At 59.3% G+C, this 16,111-nt stretch carries 14 protein-coding genes; 9 read left to right on the forward strand and 5 right to left on the reverse strand.

From position 1 onward, the window contains the following. Window positions 1–4: 4 nt before the first annotated feature. The 4 genes from BLW66_RS12655 to BLW66_RS12670 form a co-directional block, all read right to left on the reverse strand. A complete protein-coding gene (locus BLW66_RS12655; protein WP_089947531.1) occupies window positions 5–799 on the reverse strand; it encodes a TRAP transporter small permease subunit in 795 nt (264 codons plus the stop codon). A gap of 89 nt (window positions 800–888) precedes the next feature. After that, window positions 889–1,935, reverse strand: a complete 1,047-nt coding sequence (locus BLW66_RS12660; RefSeq protein WP_089947532.1) for a TRAP transporter substrate-binding protein — start codon at window positions 1,933–1,935, stop codon at window positions 889–891. A 338-nt stretch (window positions 1,936–2,273) separates the two neighbouring features. Beyond that, complete coding sequence (locus BLW66_RS12665; RefSeq protein WP_089947533.1) at window positions 2,274–2,975, reverse strand: anti-sigma factor; 702 nt, start codon at window positions 2,973–2,975, stop codon at window positions 2,274–2,276. Further along, window positions 2,972–3,514 carry a sigma-70 family RNA polymerase sigma factor gene (locus BLW66_RS12670; protein WP_089947534.1) on the reverse strand — a complete coding sequence of 181 codons (543 nt, stop codon included), beginning with the start codon at window positions 3,512–3,514 and terminating at the stop codon, window positions 2,972–2,974. The genes BLW66_RS12665 and BLW66_RS12670 overlap by 4 nt, the downstream gene beginning before the upstream one ends. A gap of 180 nt (window positions 3,515–3,694) precedes the next feature. Between BLW66_RS12670 and BLW66_RS12675 the strand changes: the two genes are divergently transcribed. After that, window positions 3,695–6,007 (forward strand): Tex family protein, encoded by a 2,313-nt coding sequence (locus BLW66_RS12675; RefSeq protein WP_089947535.1) that lies wholly within the window; start codon window positions 3,695–3,697, stop codon window positions 6,005–6,007. Here the strand turns inward: BLW66_RS12675 and BLW66_RS12680 are convergent. Beyond that, window positions 6,002–6,937, reverse strand: a complete 936-nt coding sequence (locus tag BLW66_RS12680; protein WP_089947536.1) for a LysR family transcriptional regulator — start codon at window positions 6,935–6,937, stop codon at window positions 6,002–6,004. The genes BLW66_RS12675 and BLW66_RS12680 overlap by 6 nt on opposite strands. A gap of 167 nt (window positions 6,938–7,104) precedes the next feature. Between BLW66_RS12680 and BLW66_RS12685 the strand changes: the two genes are divergently transcribed. From BLW66_RS12685 to BLW66_RS12720, 8 genes are read left to right on the forward strand one after another with little or no spacing between them, the layout of a single operon-like run. Beyond that, a complete protein-coding gene (locus BLW66_RS12685; protein WP_089947537.1) occupies window positions 7,105–8,022 on the forward strand; it encodes an ABC transporter permease in 918 nt (305 codons plus the stop codon). After that, complete coding sequence (locus tag BLW66_RS12690; RefSeq protein ID WP_244508641.1) at window positions 8,019–8,861, forward strand: ABC transporter permease; 843 nt, start codon at window positions 8,019–8,021, stop codon at window positions 8,859–8,861. The genes BLW66_RS12685 and BLW66_RS12690 overlap by 4 nt, the downstream gene beginning before the upstream one ends. 27 nt (window positions 8,862–8,888) lie before the next feature. Beyond that, the gene (locus tag BLW66_RS12695) at window positions 8,889–10,463 is read left to right on the forward strand and encodes an ABC transporter substrate-binding protein (RefSeq protein ID WP_089947539.1); all 1,575 of its coding nucleotides are present in this window, start codon (window positions 8,889–8,891) and stop codon (window positions 10,461–10,463) included. A 21-nt stretch (window positions 10,464–10,484) separates the two neighbouring features. After that, window positions 10,485–11,279, forward strand: a complete 795-nt coding sequence (locus BLW66_RS12700; protein ID WP_089947540.1) for a creatininase family protein — start codon at window positions 10,485–10,487, stop codon at window positions 11,277–11,279. Next, the gene (locus BLW66_RS12705; RefSeq protein WP_089947541.1) at window positions 11,276–12,895 is read left to right on the forward strand and encodes an ABC transporter ATP-binding protein; all 1,620 of its coding nucleotides are present in this window, start codon (window positions 11,276–11,278) and stop codon (window positions 12,893–12,895) included. The genes BLW66_RS12700 and BLW66_RS12705 overlap by 4 nt, the downstream gene beginning before the upstream one ends. Before the next feature lie 40 nt (window positions 12,896–12,935). Further along, entirely contained in the window at window positions 12,936–13,610 is a 675-nt protein-coding gene (locus BLW66_RS12710) for an RraA family protein (RefSeq protein WP_089947542.1), read from the forward strand. After that, complete coding sequence (locus BLW66_RS12715; RefSeq protein WP_089947543.1) at window positions 13,607–15,172, forward strand: gamma-glutamyltransferase; 1,566 nt, start codon at window positions 13,607–13,609, stop codon at window positions 15,170–15,172. The genes BLW66_RS12710 and BLW66_RS12715 overlap by 4 nt, the downstream gene beginning before the upstream one ends. Then, window positions 15,172–16,044, forward strand: a complete 873-nt coding sequence (locus tag BLW66_RS12720; protein WP_089947544.1) for an N-formylglutamate amidohydrolase — start codon at window positions 15,172–15,174, stop codon at window positions 16,042–16,044. The genes BLW66_RS12715 and BLW66_RS12720 overlap by 1 nt, the downstream gene beginning before the upstream one ends. Window positions 16,045–16,111: the final 67 nt, after the last annotated feature.

The raw sequence follows: 16,111 nt of genomic DNA on the forward strand, positions 1-16,111 counted from the left end.
GAACTCAAGCTTCCTTAGATGTGTTGCGTGACCGCACGAGGCTGATCACGATCAGGAGCGCGAGTAAGGCGATGGCAAACAGCCCCACCTGTGAAAACACGGCCTCTTTGGTTATTCTGCGCGGGGCCAGATCGGATGTCAGCGCGTAGAACCAGTAGAAGACGTAGTGAAAAGCGCGCGTAAAAAAGAACAACGCGGCGGGCAACATCCACAGCAAAACCGTGTGCAGCTTTATGACAGAGAACACCTGCAAGTTGCGCTTGAAGACGCCCCATGCGGCAATCATCGCGATGATGAACATCACGGGTAGCGAGGATTTCAGGAGATAGAGGTGGTGCAAGCCGTTCGGGCTGCTGGATCCCTCCAACGCGACGATGGACGACCACGCATAGTGCAGCAGGATGTCGGTCATAATCACCAAGAACGGCAGCAGCAGCCAGCCGATGGCGAATACCTCAATCCGCGCGCGTTTCGCGGGGGAGTAGTTTTGGTGCAGGATGTCCACCCGCACGTGGCTTTGTGTGGTGATGGCATAGGCAAAGCCCGTCAGCATGGCGAAGCCGTAGATCCACCACTGCGCATCATCAAGCCACGCTTGGTTTACGCCGCTTTGACGCAAGATCACTTGAGCGACGATGCCGATCATCAGCAGCGGAAACAACCACGCGACAACGTTGCCCACATTGATCATCAAGCGATCCGGCCAGCCGTGATGTTCGCGGTCTATCTCGCCGGGGTCGTTGATGGCGATCGACACCTCGTCCAACCCTTTGGCCACGTCTACTGGTCCACCTGGCATATGCCCCCCTGCTCCATTCGGAATCTGAAAATGTTGGAAAAAGGGCGGCCAACTTGGCCACCCTTGATGTTTAGGTTCTAAACGCGCGCTTAGTTACGTGGGCGCGGCAGGTAGATGTTGTCGTTCCAGACTTTGTAGCCTGCACGGTACTCTGCGAGGTCGTTCCAGACTTCTGCGAAGTAGGCGTCTTCTTTTGCCAAGTCAGCGGCAACTTCGTTCCAAGTGTTCTCGAACAGGTCAAGAAGCTCTGGCGACCACTGGCGGATTTGAACGCCGTTCTTTTCGGTGTTCTCGACCATGGCCTCGAAGTTCGTAGCCTCCCCCTCCGCGAGGTTGGTGGTGATGTTTGCCAAGCAAGCGACTTCGATCTGGGCCTGAGCCATTTCGCCCAAACCTTCCCACGCGTCCTTGTTCACGATCAGCTCGAACAAAGTGGATGGCTGGTGCCAGCCGGGGAAGTAGTTGAACTTGGCGATTTTGTGGAAGCCAAGTCGCGCATCAATGCGAGGCATGGAGAATTCCGTCGCATCAATCGCACCGCGCTCCAGCGCAGGGAAGATGTCCGACGCGCCAAGCAGCGACGTGGAGACGCCAATCTTTTGCATCACTTCAGCGCCAAGGCCGAAGAAGCGCATGTTCAGGCCTTGCAGGTCTTCGGCGCTGTTGATTTCGTTCTTGAACCAGCCGGATGTTTCAGGCGCGATCACACCGCAGGGGGTGACGTGCACGTCGTAGCCGGCTTCGTCATACATGCGCTGCCACAGCTCTTTGCCGTCATCGTACAAAATCCAGCCAAGGAATTCGCCAGCTTCCGGCCCGAATGGCACGGCCGCAAACAAGGACGCCGATTTGATCTTGCCCTGCCAGTAACCGGAGGTGGTAAAGGCCGCATCGACCGACCCGTTGGAGACAGCGTCAAGCGCCTCCAGAGTCGGGACCAGTTTGCCCGGATCAAAGTGTTCAAATTCCACCTCGGTGGAAATGGAGTTCAGCTTGGCGACGAAATCCGTCGCGGCAGTGCCCAAGATTGGTAGGTTTTTGCCGAAGGCCGATGTCATCTCCAGCACGTCTTGTGCCTGAGCGGACCCAGCAGCCACGGACAGCCCGAAGGCGGCAGCGATTAGGTTATTTTTCATGTTATCTCCTCCCAGAGAGCTTAATTGGTAATGTTTCCTTACCATAAACCAGTTTTGCGGCAGCGCAGCGCGGCCAACAATACCCAGAACCAGTTACTCTAAGGAGAATTATTGGCTTTGATAGCGCTAAACTAAGTTAATCGCCCCATTCTGCCGCCACCCGCCCGCCTTGGCGCGGCGAAGTCAATCAACACGCTTTAGCCGATTTGCGCGATTCGACAGCAACCACCGCCCTCTGGGACAGGGGGCTTAAAGCTACGCGGAGACCGGGCAACGGCATAGCCGGTTGGTGACTGGACAAGACGTCACGAGGATGCTGGCACGGTAGGGACCGGCCTTTAAACCCCGCTGACCTGCCCCACGGCCAGAACCGCGCCCGTCGGCGCACCTGTAGGAGAGCCGCCATCTGGCTCATCAGAGATCGCCAAGACCACCCCGCCAAAGGCCCCCTGAAGGCTGGCCGGAATTGCGATGGTATCGACACCACCGTCCGTCAAAACCCCGAGTGAGACCGGCGCGTTATCCCCGACAATGGCCCAAAGCTCAAAATCGCGCCCCGCCACGGCTTCGCCCGCAGTCCGCGTCACGCGCATGCCACCGGTCGCGCCGTCGAACATGGCCAACACCCGCAAGCTGTCATCCTCTGACGCGATCTCGCTCAGATAGAACGGCCCTGACACAGGTGCATCTGGCGCTGGCTGCGTAACCAGCACCACGGCCAGCACGGCTGCCGCAGCCGTGGCTGCGAAGGACAAGCCGCGCCAGAAGCCCAGCCGTGACCAGATCGACGCTGGGACGTCGGGCGCGCCAAACAGGTTCGCGGTCAGACGCGCTTTCACGGCAGCAGGCGGTTTAACCGGCGCGTATTCGTCAGCAAGCGGCGCGAAGTGCGCCACCCACTCCGCCACGTCCTGCTTCAGGGCCTGATCCTCTGACAGACGGGCCTCGAAACGCCGCTCTTCATCCGCGTCCATCAGGCGCAATGTGTATTCCGCCGCTGCGACGCGGTTTTCGTCCTCTGGTGTCAATTGCTCGCTCATTGGGTCATGCACTCCCGCAGCGCCAAAAGGGATCTGCGCAGCCAAGTGCGCATTGTGTTCAGCGGTACGTCAAATTGCGCCGCAAGATCGGCGTAGCTTTCCCCCTGCAGATACGCGCCGCGAACCGCCGCGCGGCGGTCATCCGGCAACTGGTCCAGACATCCGACAATGCGCTTCGCCTCTGAACCCGCCACGGCAGACTGTTCCGGTGTCGGCCCAGAGGCCGCCACCCTGTCCTCGACATCAGCGATGTCGGACGTCTGCTTTGTCGCCCGCAGCCGGTCGATGGCTGTGTTTCGGGCAATTGTGATTAGCCATGTCATCGGGCTCATTCCGTTGCTTGCGTATCTGTCCGCGTAGCGCCAGATTTTCATGAACGTCTCTTGCAAAACATCCTCGGCACTTGCGGTATTATTCAACACACGCAGCGCCACCCCGAAAAGTTTCGCGGACGTGGCGTCATATAGCTTGGAGAAGGCCGAGCGGTCCCCCAAAGCGACCCGTGCGATCAGGTGGTCGATATCGGCTGCAGTGGTCATAGAAGGCTCAATCTCTGTCAGATACGCTGCGGCAACGTATTTTACGCGCCTCGCAGAAAGACCTTAGGCCGCGCCGCGCAAATATCTAGGGCAGGATTGCATTTTCAAGCACCTTTGGCTTGGCGGCCCCAGTTAGTGCAGATATCACGACCTTCCGACCCCCAAAATCAGGAGCCACCAATGACCGCAGTTGCAGACCGTATCGCCCGCACGATTGCCACCGACATCGGGGCCCGCGCCGATCAGGTGACCGCGACGGTGGCCCTGCTGGACGGCGGCGATACGGTGCCCTTCGTCGCGCGCTACCGCAAGGAAGCCACGGGCGGGTTGGACGACGCGCAACTGCGCAAACTGGCGGATCGGTTGGACTACCTGCGCGACCTTGAGAAGCGCCGCGCCAGCATTCTTGGCGAGATCAAGTCCCAAGGCAAGCTGACCGACGACTTGGCGCGCTCCATCACCGCCGCCGACACGAAGTCCCTGCTGGAAGACTTGTACCTTCCCTTTAAACCGAAGCGCCGCACACGGGCGATGATCGCCCGAGAAAACGGGTTGGAGCCGCTGCTGCGCGCGATCCTTGCGGACCGCGCCGCCAATCCCGAAGAACTAGCCAACACTTACCTGACCGAGACTGTTGAGACGGCGAAAGACGCCCTCAACGGGGCGCGCGATATATTGGTGGAGGAGTTGGGAGAGAACGCCAGTTTGCTTGGCCGTCTGCGCGAGATCATGCAAAAGGAGGCCCTGATCACCGCAAAGGTGAGCGCGGGCAAGGAAACCGTCGGCGCGAAGTTTTCCGACTATTTTGACCACAGCGAAAAATGGGCCACGATCCCGTCGCACCGTGCCTTAGCTATCCTGCGCGCCTCGAAAGAGGAAATCGTGACCGTAAACATCGCGCCCGAGCCCGAGAACGGCCTGCCCCGTATGATCGACATTGTTGCCGCAGAAATCGGCATCCAAGGGGAGCAGCCCGGCGACATCTGGCTACGCGAGGTTGCGCGGTGGGCGTGGAACATCAAGTTGAGCATGACCATGTTTATGGACCTGATGACCGATCTGCGCCGCCGCGCCCATGACGCCGCAATCGACGTGTTCGCCCGCAACTTGCGGGACTTGCTGCTCGCCGCGCCAGCTGGCCCCCGCGCCACACTGGGGCTTGATCCGGGCATTCGAACGGGCTGCAAAATTGCCGTCGTCGATGAAACCGGAAAGCTGCTCGACACTGCCACGATCTACCCGTTCCAGCCACGCATGGATGTGCGCGGTGCACAGGACAGTTTGACCAACATGATACGTAAACACGGCGTGGCGCTCATTGCGATTGGCAATGGGACCGCCAGCCGCGAATCTGAACGTTTGGTCGCCGACGTGATCAAAGCCCTGCCCGCAGGCATCGCGCGGCCCACACCGGTTATCGTGTCGGAGGCAGGCGCGTCGGTTTATTCAGCGTCGGAGCTGGCATCATTGGAATTCCCCGACATCGACGTGTCGCTACGCGGGGCAGTCTCTATCGCGCGTCGCCTGCAAGACCCGTTGGCCGAACTGGTGAAGATTGAACCACAAGCCATTGGCGTCGGGCAGTATCAGCACGACGTCGACCAACGCCGCCTGTCACAATCGCTGGCCGCTGTGGTGGAGGATGCGGTGAACGCCGTCGGCGTAGACCTTAACATGGCGTCCGCCCCGCTGCTGTCACATATCGCCGGTTTGGGCACGTCGCTGGCACAGGCCGTCGTCGCGCATCGTGACGCCAACGGTCCCTTTGCGAGCCGTAAAGACCTGTTGAAGGTTGCGGGGCTGGGGCCGAAAGCGTTCGAGCAATGCGCGGGTTTCTTGCGGATCAACGACGGGGCGGAGCCTCTGGATGCGTCTTCTGTCCACCCAGAGGCCTACGGCGTGGCCCGCAAAATCGTGCAAGCCTGCGGCCGCGACATTCGTGCAATCATGGGTGACAGCAGCGCCTTGGCACACCTATCGGCAGAACAGTTTGTCGACGATAACTTTGGCCTGCCAACCATTCGCGACATCTTGGCGGAGCTTGAGAAGCCCGGTCGTGACCCGCGCCCGACCTTTAAGACCGCCACCTTTGCCGATGGCATCGACAACATCACCGACCTGAAATCCGGCATGTCGCTGGAAGGCACCGTCACCAATGTTGCCGCCTTCGGGGCCTTTGTGGATATCGGCGTGCATCAGGACGGGTTGGTTCACGTCAGCCAATTGGCGGACCGGTTTGTCAAAGACCCGCATGAGGTGGTGAAAGCTGGCGATGTCGTGCGCGTGCGTGTGACGGAAGTCGACGTGCCCCGCAAACGCATCGGCCTCACCATGCGCAAGGATAATGCTCCGTCACAAAACACAGAGACAGGTAAGCCGAAGCAGAACCGGTCCCCTAAGAAAACGACCGCAAAACCGTCACAAGACAGCGGCCCAAGCGCGCTTGGGTCAGCATTGGCGGAAGCCATGAAGCGGCAAACCAAGGGATCATAATTGCGGCGCGTCGCGGGGCATGCGCCACGGCTGATTCGTCGTGGCGACATCCTTAAAGATCGCCGCGAAGTCAGTCGTTTTACGCGCCACTTTGCGCTCGGGCATGACCATGACCAGCTTCGCCGTCACGTCTGGAATGTCGATGGGGCGAAACACGACACCGGGACTTGCCGCGGAGCGCGACGACTCCGGCAGGACTGCAATCCCCAAGCCCGACGCAACGAGGCAGATACCGCCGAACGTGTCTGAGAACGTGCCGACAATCTTGGGTGAAATGTTGAACCGTGCTATCGCCGCGCGCAGGGCACCGCTGTAATCGGTGCCAACCTTGTCCGTGAACAACACCATCGGTTGTTGGTGCAGATCCGCCATCTCAAGCTGCGACTTTTTGCTGAGCGGGTTATCCTCATGTATCGCTGCGCACAGCCCTTCGTTGCAGACAACTTCGGCAACGAAAGACCCCGGAATACTCGCGGGGCGCACAAGGGCCAAGTCAAGCTCCGCACTCTCCATGCGCTGTAGTTGTGCGCTGGTGGTCATCCCGAATACGTCAACAATTACAGCGGGGTAAAGCGCTCGAAAGCGACGCAAAACTTCGGGGAGGATATAGTTGGCTGCTGGTCTAATCGCGCCGACACGCAGCCGACCACCCTCCTCACTGCTGGCGGCGCGGGCGTGGCTGACACCCTCGTCCAATGTGTCCAGAATTGTCTCGCAATATTCCAGAAAACGAACGCCGCCCTCGGTGAGGGATACGCGGCGCGTTGTTCGCTCAAACAGCTTTGTTCCCATCCGGTCCTCCAGCTGTTTGATCTGTTGGCTATAGGGCGCCTGCGATATCCCAACCGTATCTGCCGCACGTCCAAAATGCAGCTCCCGCGCAAGGACCATGAAGTAGCGCAGGTGCCGTAGTTCGATCTGGTTTTGCATCACTTCACCCCGTTTTCTACTACGCGTGCCTGCCGGCGCTGCCACCTTATAGGACTTCAATTAAGACATAATGCAACTTAATTATATATTCACTACCCCCTTTCTGAGACTGATTTTTCGCGCCTAGAGTACCCTTGAACGGCCATCGACGGGCCTTGGAGGGATGGATGGAATTTTGGATAACACGGGCTTTTCGGCTGGCTCTCACGCTGTTTGTGGTGGTCACCTTGACGTTCATTTTGCTGCGCACATCATACGATCCAGTCGTCGCCATGTTGGGGCCGGACGCAACGGCCCGCGAGATAGAAATGTTCCGCTCCCGCTGGAACCTCGATAAGCCGCTGTTCGACCAGTATCTGGCCTATCTCGGCAACGCTATTCGCGGCGACTTTGGCAATTCCTTCCGCGACGGCCGCCCCGTGTTCGTGGTTATCGCAGAACGGTTCCCACAAACCCTGTGGCTGGGGGGCGTCTCTTACGTATTTGCGATCGTTATCGGTGTGCCTGCGGGCATTTTGGCCGCGCTTTACAGAGGGTCAATCTTTGATCGCGCCATCATGGTCGTGTCGGTTGTGGGGTTTGCGCTGCCGAACTTCTTTCTCGGGATTTTGATGATCCTCTTATTCTCGCTGGTGTTGCAAATCCTGCCCAGCTCCGGCGCCAGTTCTTGGGCACATATCATAATGCCCGCCTTCGCCTTGGGTCTAACGCTTGCGGGTATTCTGGCGCGCTTCACCCGCTCCGCGATGCTGGAAGTTCTGTCAAAGACCTACATGTTGGCGGCAGAGGCCAAGGGCATCCGCCCCGTGCGCCGCGCGATCTTTCACGCCCTGCCAAACGCCGCACTGTCTGTGATCACGATCATGGGTCTGATTTTAGGGAATCTCGTCGCAGGCACGGTTGTCGTTGAAACTGTGTTTGCATGGCCCGGTATCGGGCGGCTTTTGGTCACCGCAATTTCATCCAAGGACTTGGCCGTTGTTCAAGCTTTGGTCTTCGTCATCGCCGCCGCGATGGTCCTTATCAACTTGGCAGTCGACCTGTCTTACCGAATGCTAGACCCACGCACGAGGCGCTCCTCATGATACACCGAATGAACCCGATCACCGCTGCTGCGGCCATGTTCCTTGTGCTTATCGCGGTTGTTGCCCTGCTTGGTGAATACGTCGCACCTCATGATCCGTATAAGCAAAACCTGCTGTCTCGACTGACGGGCCCCGTGTGGACAGAGGGCGGCTCCTCTGAGTTCTGGCTTGGCACCGACAGGCTTGGGCGGGACTTACTGTCGCGATTGATTGTCGGCTTGCAAATGTCCGTGGGCGTCGCCCTGTTAGGCACAATGATCGGCGCGCTGGTGGGCACGGTTGTCGGGTTTGTGTCGGGTCACTTTGAAGGCTGGGTCGACAACATTTTGATGACCATTGTCGACATTCAGCTGTCGCTGCCCTTCATCCTGATCGCGCTGACGCTGCTGGCTTTTTTCGGGAATTCCATGGCGCTGTTTATCCTGCTTATGGGAATGTACGGCTGGGAAACCTACGCCCGTCTGGCCCGCGGCCTTGTCTTATCCGCCAAGCGGCAGGCGTATTCGGTTGCGATCGTGTCCCTAGGAGCCACGTCGGGGCGGCTCTACGGGCGCCATATTTTGCCCAACATCGCCAGCGCCCTGATTGTGCAACTCACTCTTACCATTCCGGCGATTATCCTGCTGGAGACCGCGCTCAGCTTTCTGGGCTTGGGCATTCAACCACCGGACGCCAGCCTTGGGCAAATCCTTGGCGAAGGGCGTGATTACCTAGGCTCTGCGTGGTGGATCGCTGTGTTCCCGGGGTTGGCTATTTTCTGCATTACCTTGTCGGTCGGCGTCGTCGGTGACGCGCTGCGCGACAGATTCGACCCGACGCTAAAGGCGCGTCGCAATTAAAAACTACTCAGCAAAGGAGGGTCACCCATGATCACACGTCGTACTTTGAATAAATCCCTTATGAGCGTTAGCGCGCTTGCCCTAGCCTCGGCACCGACAGCGCTCATTGCACAAGACCGACCGGCGATACGCATAGCAGTGGACAATCTGTGGCGCACCATGGCGCCCCTTAACGGTCTGTCGACCACTGGGAACCGGATCAACATCAACTTCTACGAAGCCCTGACCGAAGTAGATTGGTTCAATGACCCGTCAGGGGCCACCGTCATCCCCAAACTGGCTCTAAGCTGGAAACGCGACGGGAATGTCTGGCAGTTCAAGCTGCGCGAAGGGGTGATGTTCCACCACGGCGAAGAGATGACCGCCGAAGATGTGGCATTCACCCTGTCCCATGAACGTCTGCGCGCCGATGATGCCTATGAGCCGCGCGGCGCCATTTTCAGCTCCAACATTGTTCGGGTGGAGGCCGTTGACCGCTACACCGTGGAGATCGAAACGGACTCCCCTGATCCAAACATGGCGCAAAAGCTGTCAAACCATCACGCCAAGGTCGTTCCAAAAGCGCACTACCTTGAAGTTGGCGTTGACGCCTTTGGCCAGATGCCAATCGGAACCGGCCCCTATAAGGTCACCCTGTTCCGTCCGGGCGAAGTCATGACCATGGATGCCTTCGAGGACTACTGGGGCGACCAACCAGCTGCGGCCTCCCTTGAATGGCGGATCGTTCCTGAATACGCGGGCCGGATCGCGGGTGTGGTTGCTGGCGATTACGACTTCGCCGTTAACGTACCCTTTGACCAACAAGAGCAGGTGCGCGGTTACGACAACATCAATCTGATCAACACTGTCGCGCCGAACTACGTGATGTTCGCCTTCAACACCCGTCCTGATCCAGAAGACAACCCGCTGGTCGACGTGCGGTTGCGCCACGCCATGATTCAAAGTGTCGACATGGAAACCATCGTTAAGGTGCTGTTTGGCGACGAAACGTTCTTCCCAACCATACCGTTCAACTTCCCCGATTACGGCGACTTCTACGACCCCGACATGGTTGACCCCCACCCCTACGACGTTGAAGCAGCGCGCGCGCTTATTGCGGAGACGGACTACGACGGGGAAGAGCTGATCTGGCACATCACGCGTGGTTTCTATGACAACTATGAAACCGCAGCGGAGATCATGATCGCCCAATGGGCCGAGGTCGGGATCAACGTGAAGATGGTTGTCGTCGACAACTTCTCTCTTGCCTATCAGCGCCCGTTCCACCTGCTCAACATGTCCAACGGCACCGACTTCATCCCCGGCGATCCCTACCGCCCGCTGTGGCTGGATTGGAACCCCGGCTCCACCCGCGCGTCTGCGGATTGGAAGGTGTGGGATCCAACCGACAAATTTGTGGAACTGGGTGAGAAGTTCGTCAAAGCAGTGGAGTTCGAGGAACGGCGCGATGCCTATCTGGCCCTCTCCAAGGAATGGCAGGACGTCACGCCCGGCATGTACATGTGGAAGCGGCTGTTCAGCTACGTCCACCGCACGGGTGTCGACTGGGCCCCCGCAGCCGGTGAGATGCGCATGTACGGCAATTACCTCACTGTATCCTGATCCCGAAAGAAGGCTGACAAGATGACACGGTCACACCGATTAAGCGATCTCAGCTTCGTGGAGTTCCAAGCGGCCCTAGCCGAAGAACCCGTCGTTTTGCTGCCTTTCGCCAGTCAGGAAGAGCAAGGCCCGCATGCACCGATGGGCGATTACCGCCTGACGCGCCAGATTGCAGACCTTGCGGCACAAAGGTCGGGGGCGCTCGTCGCCCCCACCGTCCCCTTCGGCTACGCTGATTTCTTCCGTGCGTTCGCAGGCGGCATCCAGCTGCGCTCCCAAACCTTCAAAGCCTTGGTGGAGGATGTCGCCGTATCGCTTCTGGATCACGGCATAACGCGGCTCATCATCGTGAACGGGCATACCACCAATGGCTTCCTGATCGACGAGGTCATGCGCAAGATACAAGCCGAGCGTGGTGTTTACCTAACCTCCATCGACATCTGGCAGTCGCTCGACGCTGATACGTGGCGCGCAATTCATGGCGACAATGCCAGCGCCGCCCGGGGCCACGGCGCGGACCCGATGACGTCCGTCTACATGCATTATTTCCCCGACCAGATTCACCTGAATCGCGTGTCCCCGCGGGACAATGGCACCGCCTTTGGCTTGCCGGTCCAGAACCCGCGATCAGTCCGGTTTGGCACCGCATCTATCAACATGCCGCTATCGGCCCGCGACGCCAATGAGACGGGCATTCTGGGCGGTGACCCGTCCTTCTCCACGCCTGAAAAGGGCGCGCAAATATCCGAGCATATAATCGGCCTACTGTGCGATTTCGTGACACACCTTAAAACGCAGGACCCGAAGAACCTATGATCGTTTCAACCCAAGCCCCCCTGCTTCACTGGGACCGCCTGAGCGTGCCCCTACCAACCGGTGCGGATCGGCCTCACGCTGTTGAAAACCTGAGCCTGGATCTGCGCCAGAACGAGGTCCTATGCCTTGTCGGCGAAAGCGGATCAGGCAAATCGGTTTCCGCCATGGCAACCATGGGACTGCTCAAAGGCGAGATGAGCCAAACGTCTGGCGCCATTCGCTTTGCGGGGCAGGATTTAACCAAGCTCAGCCCCGATGCACGCCGTCAATTAACCGGCTCCAAGCTTTCAATGGTGTTTCAGGAACCGATAGCGTCGCTCAATCCGTTCTACACCGCTGGCGCGCAAGTGTCGGAGACGATCCGCACCCATTCAGATCAGCCCGCCGCCGCTATACGCGAGAAAGTGCTATCGCTTTTCGAAGAGGTCCATTTGCCAAACCCGGAACAGATTTTTCGCGCCTACCCGCACGAACTATCTGGGGGCCAATGCCAGCGCGTCATGATCGCTTCTGCCCTTGCGCTTGATCCGGCCGTGCTGATTGCAGACGAGCCGACAACCGCGCTGGACGTGACAACACAGGCCCAGATTCTGTCGCTAATATTGGCGCTGCGCGACAACCACAACACGGGCATCCTGTTTATCACGCATGACTTCGGGGTGGTCAGCGAAATTGCCGACCGTGTCGCGGTGATGCGCAAAGGGCAGCTGGTGGAAGTCGGCCCACGCGAGCAAATCCTCACCAACCCGCAACATGACTACACCAAGGCGCTGCTGGCTGCTGTTCCGAAACTGGCCCCGCGTGCCGCGCGCCCCGTTCAAGGCAAACCAATCCTTGAGGTGAACTCTGTCTCTAAAACATACCGAACCGGTAGTTTTTTGCGCAAAGCAGGGCGCGAGGTGAAAGCCGTTGTCGATGCCAACATCCACATCCACGGTGGCGAAACGCTAGGCGTCGTGGGGGAGAGCGGGTCGGGAAAAACGACGTTGTCGCAATGCATCATCCGCATGGTGGAACCGACATCCGGTCAAGTCCAGATCGCGGGGAAAGACTTCTTGTCCCTCAAAGGCAAAGAGTTGCGAAAAGCGCGCCAGCGGGTCCAGATCATTTTCCAAGACCCATACACGTCCCTAGATCCACGCCAAAAGGTTGGCGATGCTATCGCCGAGGGCCCGTTGATCCATGGCACCGACATGCGCGAAGCCACCAAAATCAGCCACGAGTTGATTGAGGCCGTAGGGTTGGAAACAGCTGCCGCAGACCGTTACCCGCACGAATTTTCTGGCGGCCAGCGCCAACGCATCTGCATCGCGCGTGCATTGGCGCTGCAACCGGACCTGTTGATCGCCGACGAAAGCGTCTCGGCGCTCGACGTCTCGGTGCAGGCGCAAATCCTCGATCTGCTGGCTGACATTCAGACGCAGCGCGGGTTCGCCATGTTGTTTGTGACCCACGACCTGCGCGTTGCCAGCCAGATATGCGACCGTATTTGCGTGATGCAAAGGGGGCAGATCGTGGAGACAGGTGCGCCGGATCAATTGTTCGCCAACGCGAAAGAACCCTACACCCGCGCCCTTTTGGCCGCCGTCCCCGGTGCAAATCGCGTGTTCGGTTGAGAACGCTCTTACTGCCAACGCAAAAGGATACCTCCCTTTGATGAAGAAATATGAAGTCGCCGACATGCCGCCGCCTCTGCCTGCCGATCTGGTCACTGCCCTAAGCGGGGTGGAGTTGGCAACAATCGGACATCTCTTACACCGTGGGTTTGTCGATCACGGCATTGCCGCCATGACCCCGCAACCCAAAACCGTGGTGGGCACGGCGGTGACGGTCAGCCTACCTGCGTGCGACGGCGTGATGTTGCACTATGCGCTTGATCACTTGCGGGCCGGCGACTTTCTGGTGATCGACCGCTTGGGCGACGAAAGGTACGCCTGTGTCGGCGGGGGGGTGGCTGAACGCATCGCTATGAGCGGTGCTGTTGGTGTCGCCGTGGATGGACCGTGCACCGATGTCGATGAACTCGCCGATGTGGATCTTGGCATATGGGCCCGCGGTGCATCCTCGCTGACGACGCGCGTAACCGATTTGGGTGGGGCACTCAATGTTCCGGTGGCCATTGGTAACGTGCCCGTCCTGCCCGGTGATGTTGTGATGGGCGACAACACAGGCGTTATCGTGCTGCCCCGCGCCGACGCGTGGGACATATGCCGTGCCGCCGTCGCCCGCGAAGCCGCATCTGCCGCGCAGCAAAACCTGCCCGTAGGCGAAAGGCGCATATCGCGCGCGCGCACCATTGTAGAAGCAGCGATGAACGGGAGCGCCGCATGACACCTGAAGCCCTACAAGCCGCGCGCGTAGAGCGTTGGACGCGCACAAAGCCTGCCGCCCGCTCTGCGCACGGCATTGTCACAAGCCAGCATTATGCGGCCTCGGAAGCGGGGTTGGCTGTTCTATCAGAGGGCGGCAACGCAGTTGATGCCGCCGTCACAACCGCCTTCACACTGCAAACAGCGGAGCCTTGGATGTCTGGATTGGGCGCCTGTGGCTATATGCTGGTGGGCGAACCCGACGGGCAGGTAGAGACAATTGAGTTCACGGGCCGACTGCCCGCTGTAATTGACGCCAACACCTATGCACCCGATCCTAGCGGTGCGCTGTTCTTTAACGGCAACGCAATATCGCGAGATCACAACAACATTCGCGGCTTCCCCGCCGCCGCAATTCCGGGTTGCGTGCGCGGGTTTGATCAGGCGCTCACACGTTACGGAACCATCTCCTTTGCTCGCGCCCTGACGCCAGCGCTAGAGCGGGCAAAAGCGGGTATGACGGTGGATTGGCACACCACGCTTGCCATCGCGCTCGCGGAGCAGAACATTCGCAAAGACCCCGGAATGAGCAGCGTGTTCCTGCCAAACGGCACAATCCCCCAGCCGGGCCAGATTCTTGCAATGCCCGCGCTGGCCGCAACGCTGGAACGTTTGGTCGAGCACGGCACGGACGAGTTCTACCAAGGCCAGATCGCGACCGATCTGGTGGCGGACCTACAAGCAGGCGGCAACGGCATCACGAAGGGCGACCTGCGCAACTATGCGCCTTTGACCTACCCCTCTGTGACCAGCGTGTTCGGCAGATATCAACTCCATACTGCTGGCCATACCAGCGCTGGCGCACGGCTTCATGCAACGATCACGCAGTTCACCGACCGCCATGGTGACGGGCCAGTGTCGCCGGAATTCTTTACCGCAATGGGCCATTCCATCGCCGCCGGCTTTGAGGATGCGGTGAAGCCAGCCGTGCCTGCCGATTTTGACACCAAAGGAAGCACCACGCAGATCAACGCCGTTGATGCGCAGGGGCGCTTTGTGTCGATCACCTTCACACTGTTCAACCGTTTCGGGGCCTGCGCGCTGTCACCAAGGACAGGCATTATTTTGAACAACGGTATGGCGTGGTTTGATGCACGGGCGGGGCGGACAACCTCCATGCTCCCGAATGCCTACGCGCATTCCAACATGTGCCCAGCCATCGTCACCAAGGACGATGCCCCCGTGATGGCGGTTGGGGCGTCAGGGGCGAACATGATCGTCCCAGCGGTGGCGCAATTCATCGCGCTGCACCTTTGCGCCAATCTTGATGTGGAAGAGGCCGCCCACAGGCCGCGCCTGCATCTTGGCCCTGAGGGCAAGATGAGCGTTGATGCAGACATGATGCCCGCGGAGATCGCGGCGCTGGAACGCCACTGGCGCCTGACCCCCGCGCAAACCACCGTCATGCCTCGGCCGTTCGGGTCCCCGTCCATGATCGGCAAAGACGCCAATGGCTTTGTGGGTATTCCCGACACTTCCTACCCCGCAGCCTATGCGGCTGCCTATCTGAACGGATCCTCCTGATGACACTGCCAGAAAATCTGCTGAACGCTATTAATGGAACCCTGCATGTTAACGCCCCGGCGTTACCGTCTTGCGCCTTGGTGTTCGACAGCCCGCACAGCGGCCTAACGCTGCCCGACGGTTTCAAACCTTCTGTCGATGCAGCCATGGTGCGCCAAGCGAGCGACACCTATGTCGACGAGTTGTTCGCGGCTGCCCCTGACATCGGCGCGCCGCTTCTCGTTGCGGAGTTTCCGCGCAGTTACCTAGATGTGAACCGTGCCGTCGACGACGTCGACGTCTCCATGATTGCGGGCGAGTGGCCCCATCCGGTCCGCCCGAGTGCCGCCACGCATCGGGGCATGGGGCTGGCATGGAAATACGCGTGGGGCGACGTGCTGATGCACGACACTCCAATTTCCGTGGCGGAGATGGAGCATCGGATCGCCGCCTTCTGGCACCCGTATCACGACCGCCTAAGGGCGCTGCTTGACCATACCTTTGACACCTACGGGCGCGTCTATCATGTCAACTGCCACTCCATGCCGGAATTCGGTCACAAGCTATCCCCTGACCCCGCGGGCACCAGACGCGCAGACTTTGTGATCGGCGACGGTGACGGCACCACCTGTGACCCCGCGTTCGTGGATTGCATTTGCAACGCGGCCGAAAGCCTAGGGTATTCGGTGAAGCGCAACGACCCGTTCAAGGGCGCAAACCTGATCCGCGACTACAGTGATCCGGCAAGGGGTCGAAACAGTGTTCAGATAGAGTTGAACCGTGCGCTCTACATGAACGAGGTTACCCGAGAGCGGTCATCAGGCTTCGCGGCGCTGACACGCGATTTGACGTCGCTGATAAAGACCATGCGAGAATTTGTCGAAACCGCCTAAATACTTTATAAAAGTTAACAAAAGTCGGCCCCAGCTGTGTTGATCTGGGCCGCGATCAATTAGGAGT

Source organism: Litoreibacter albidus (assembly GCF_900107015.1).
GTDB lineage: Bacteria > Pseudomonadota > Alphaproteobacteria > Rhodobacterales > Rhodobacteraceae > Litoreibacter > Litoreibacter albidus.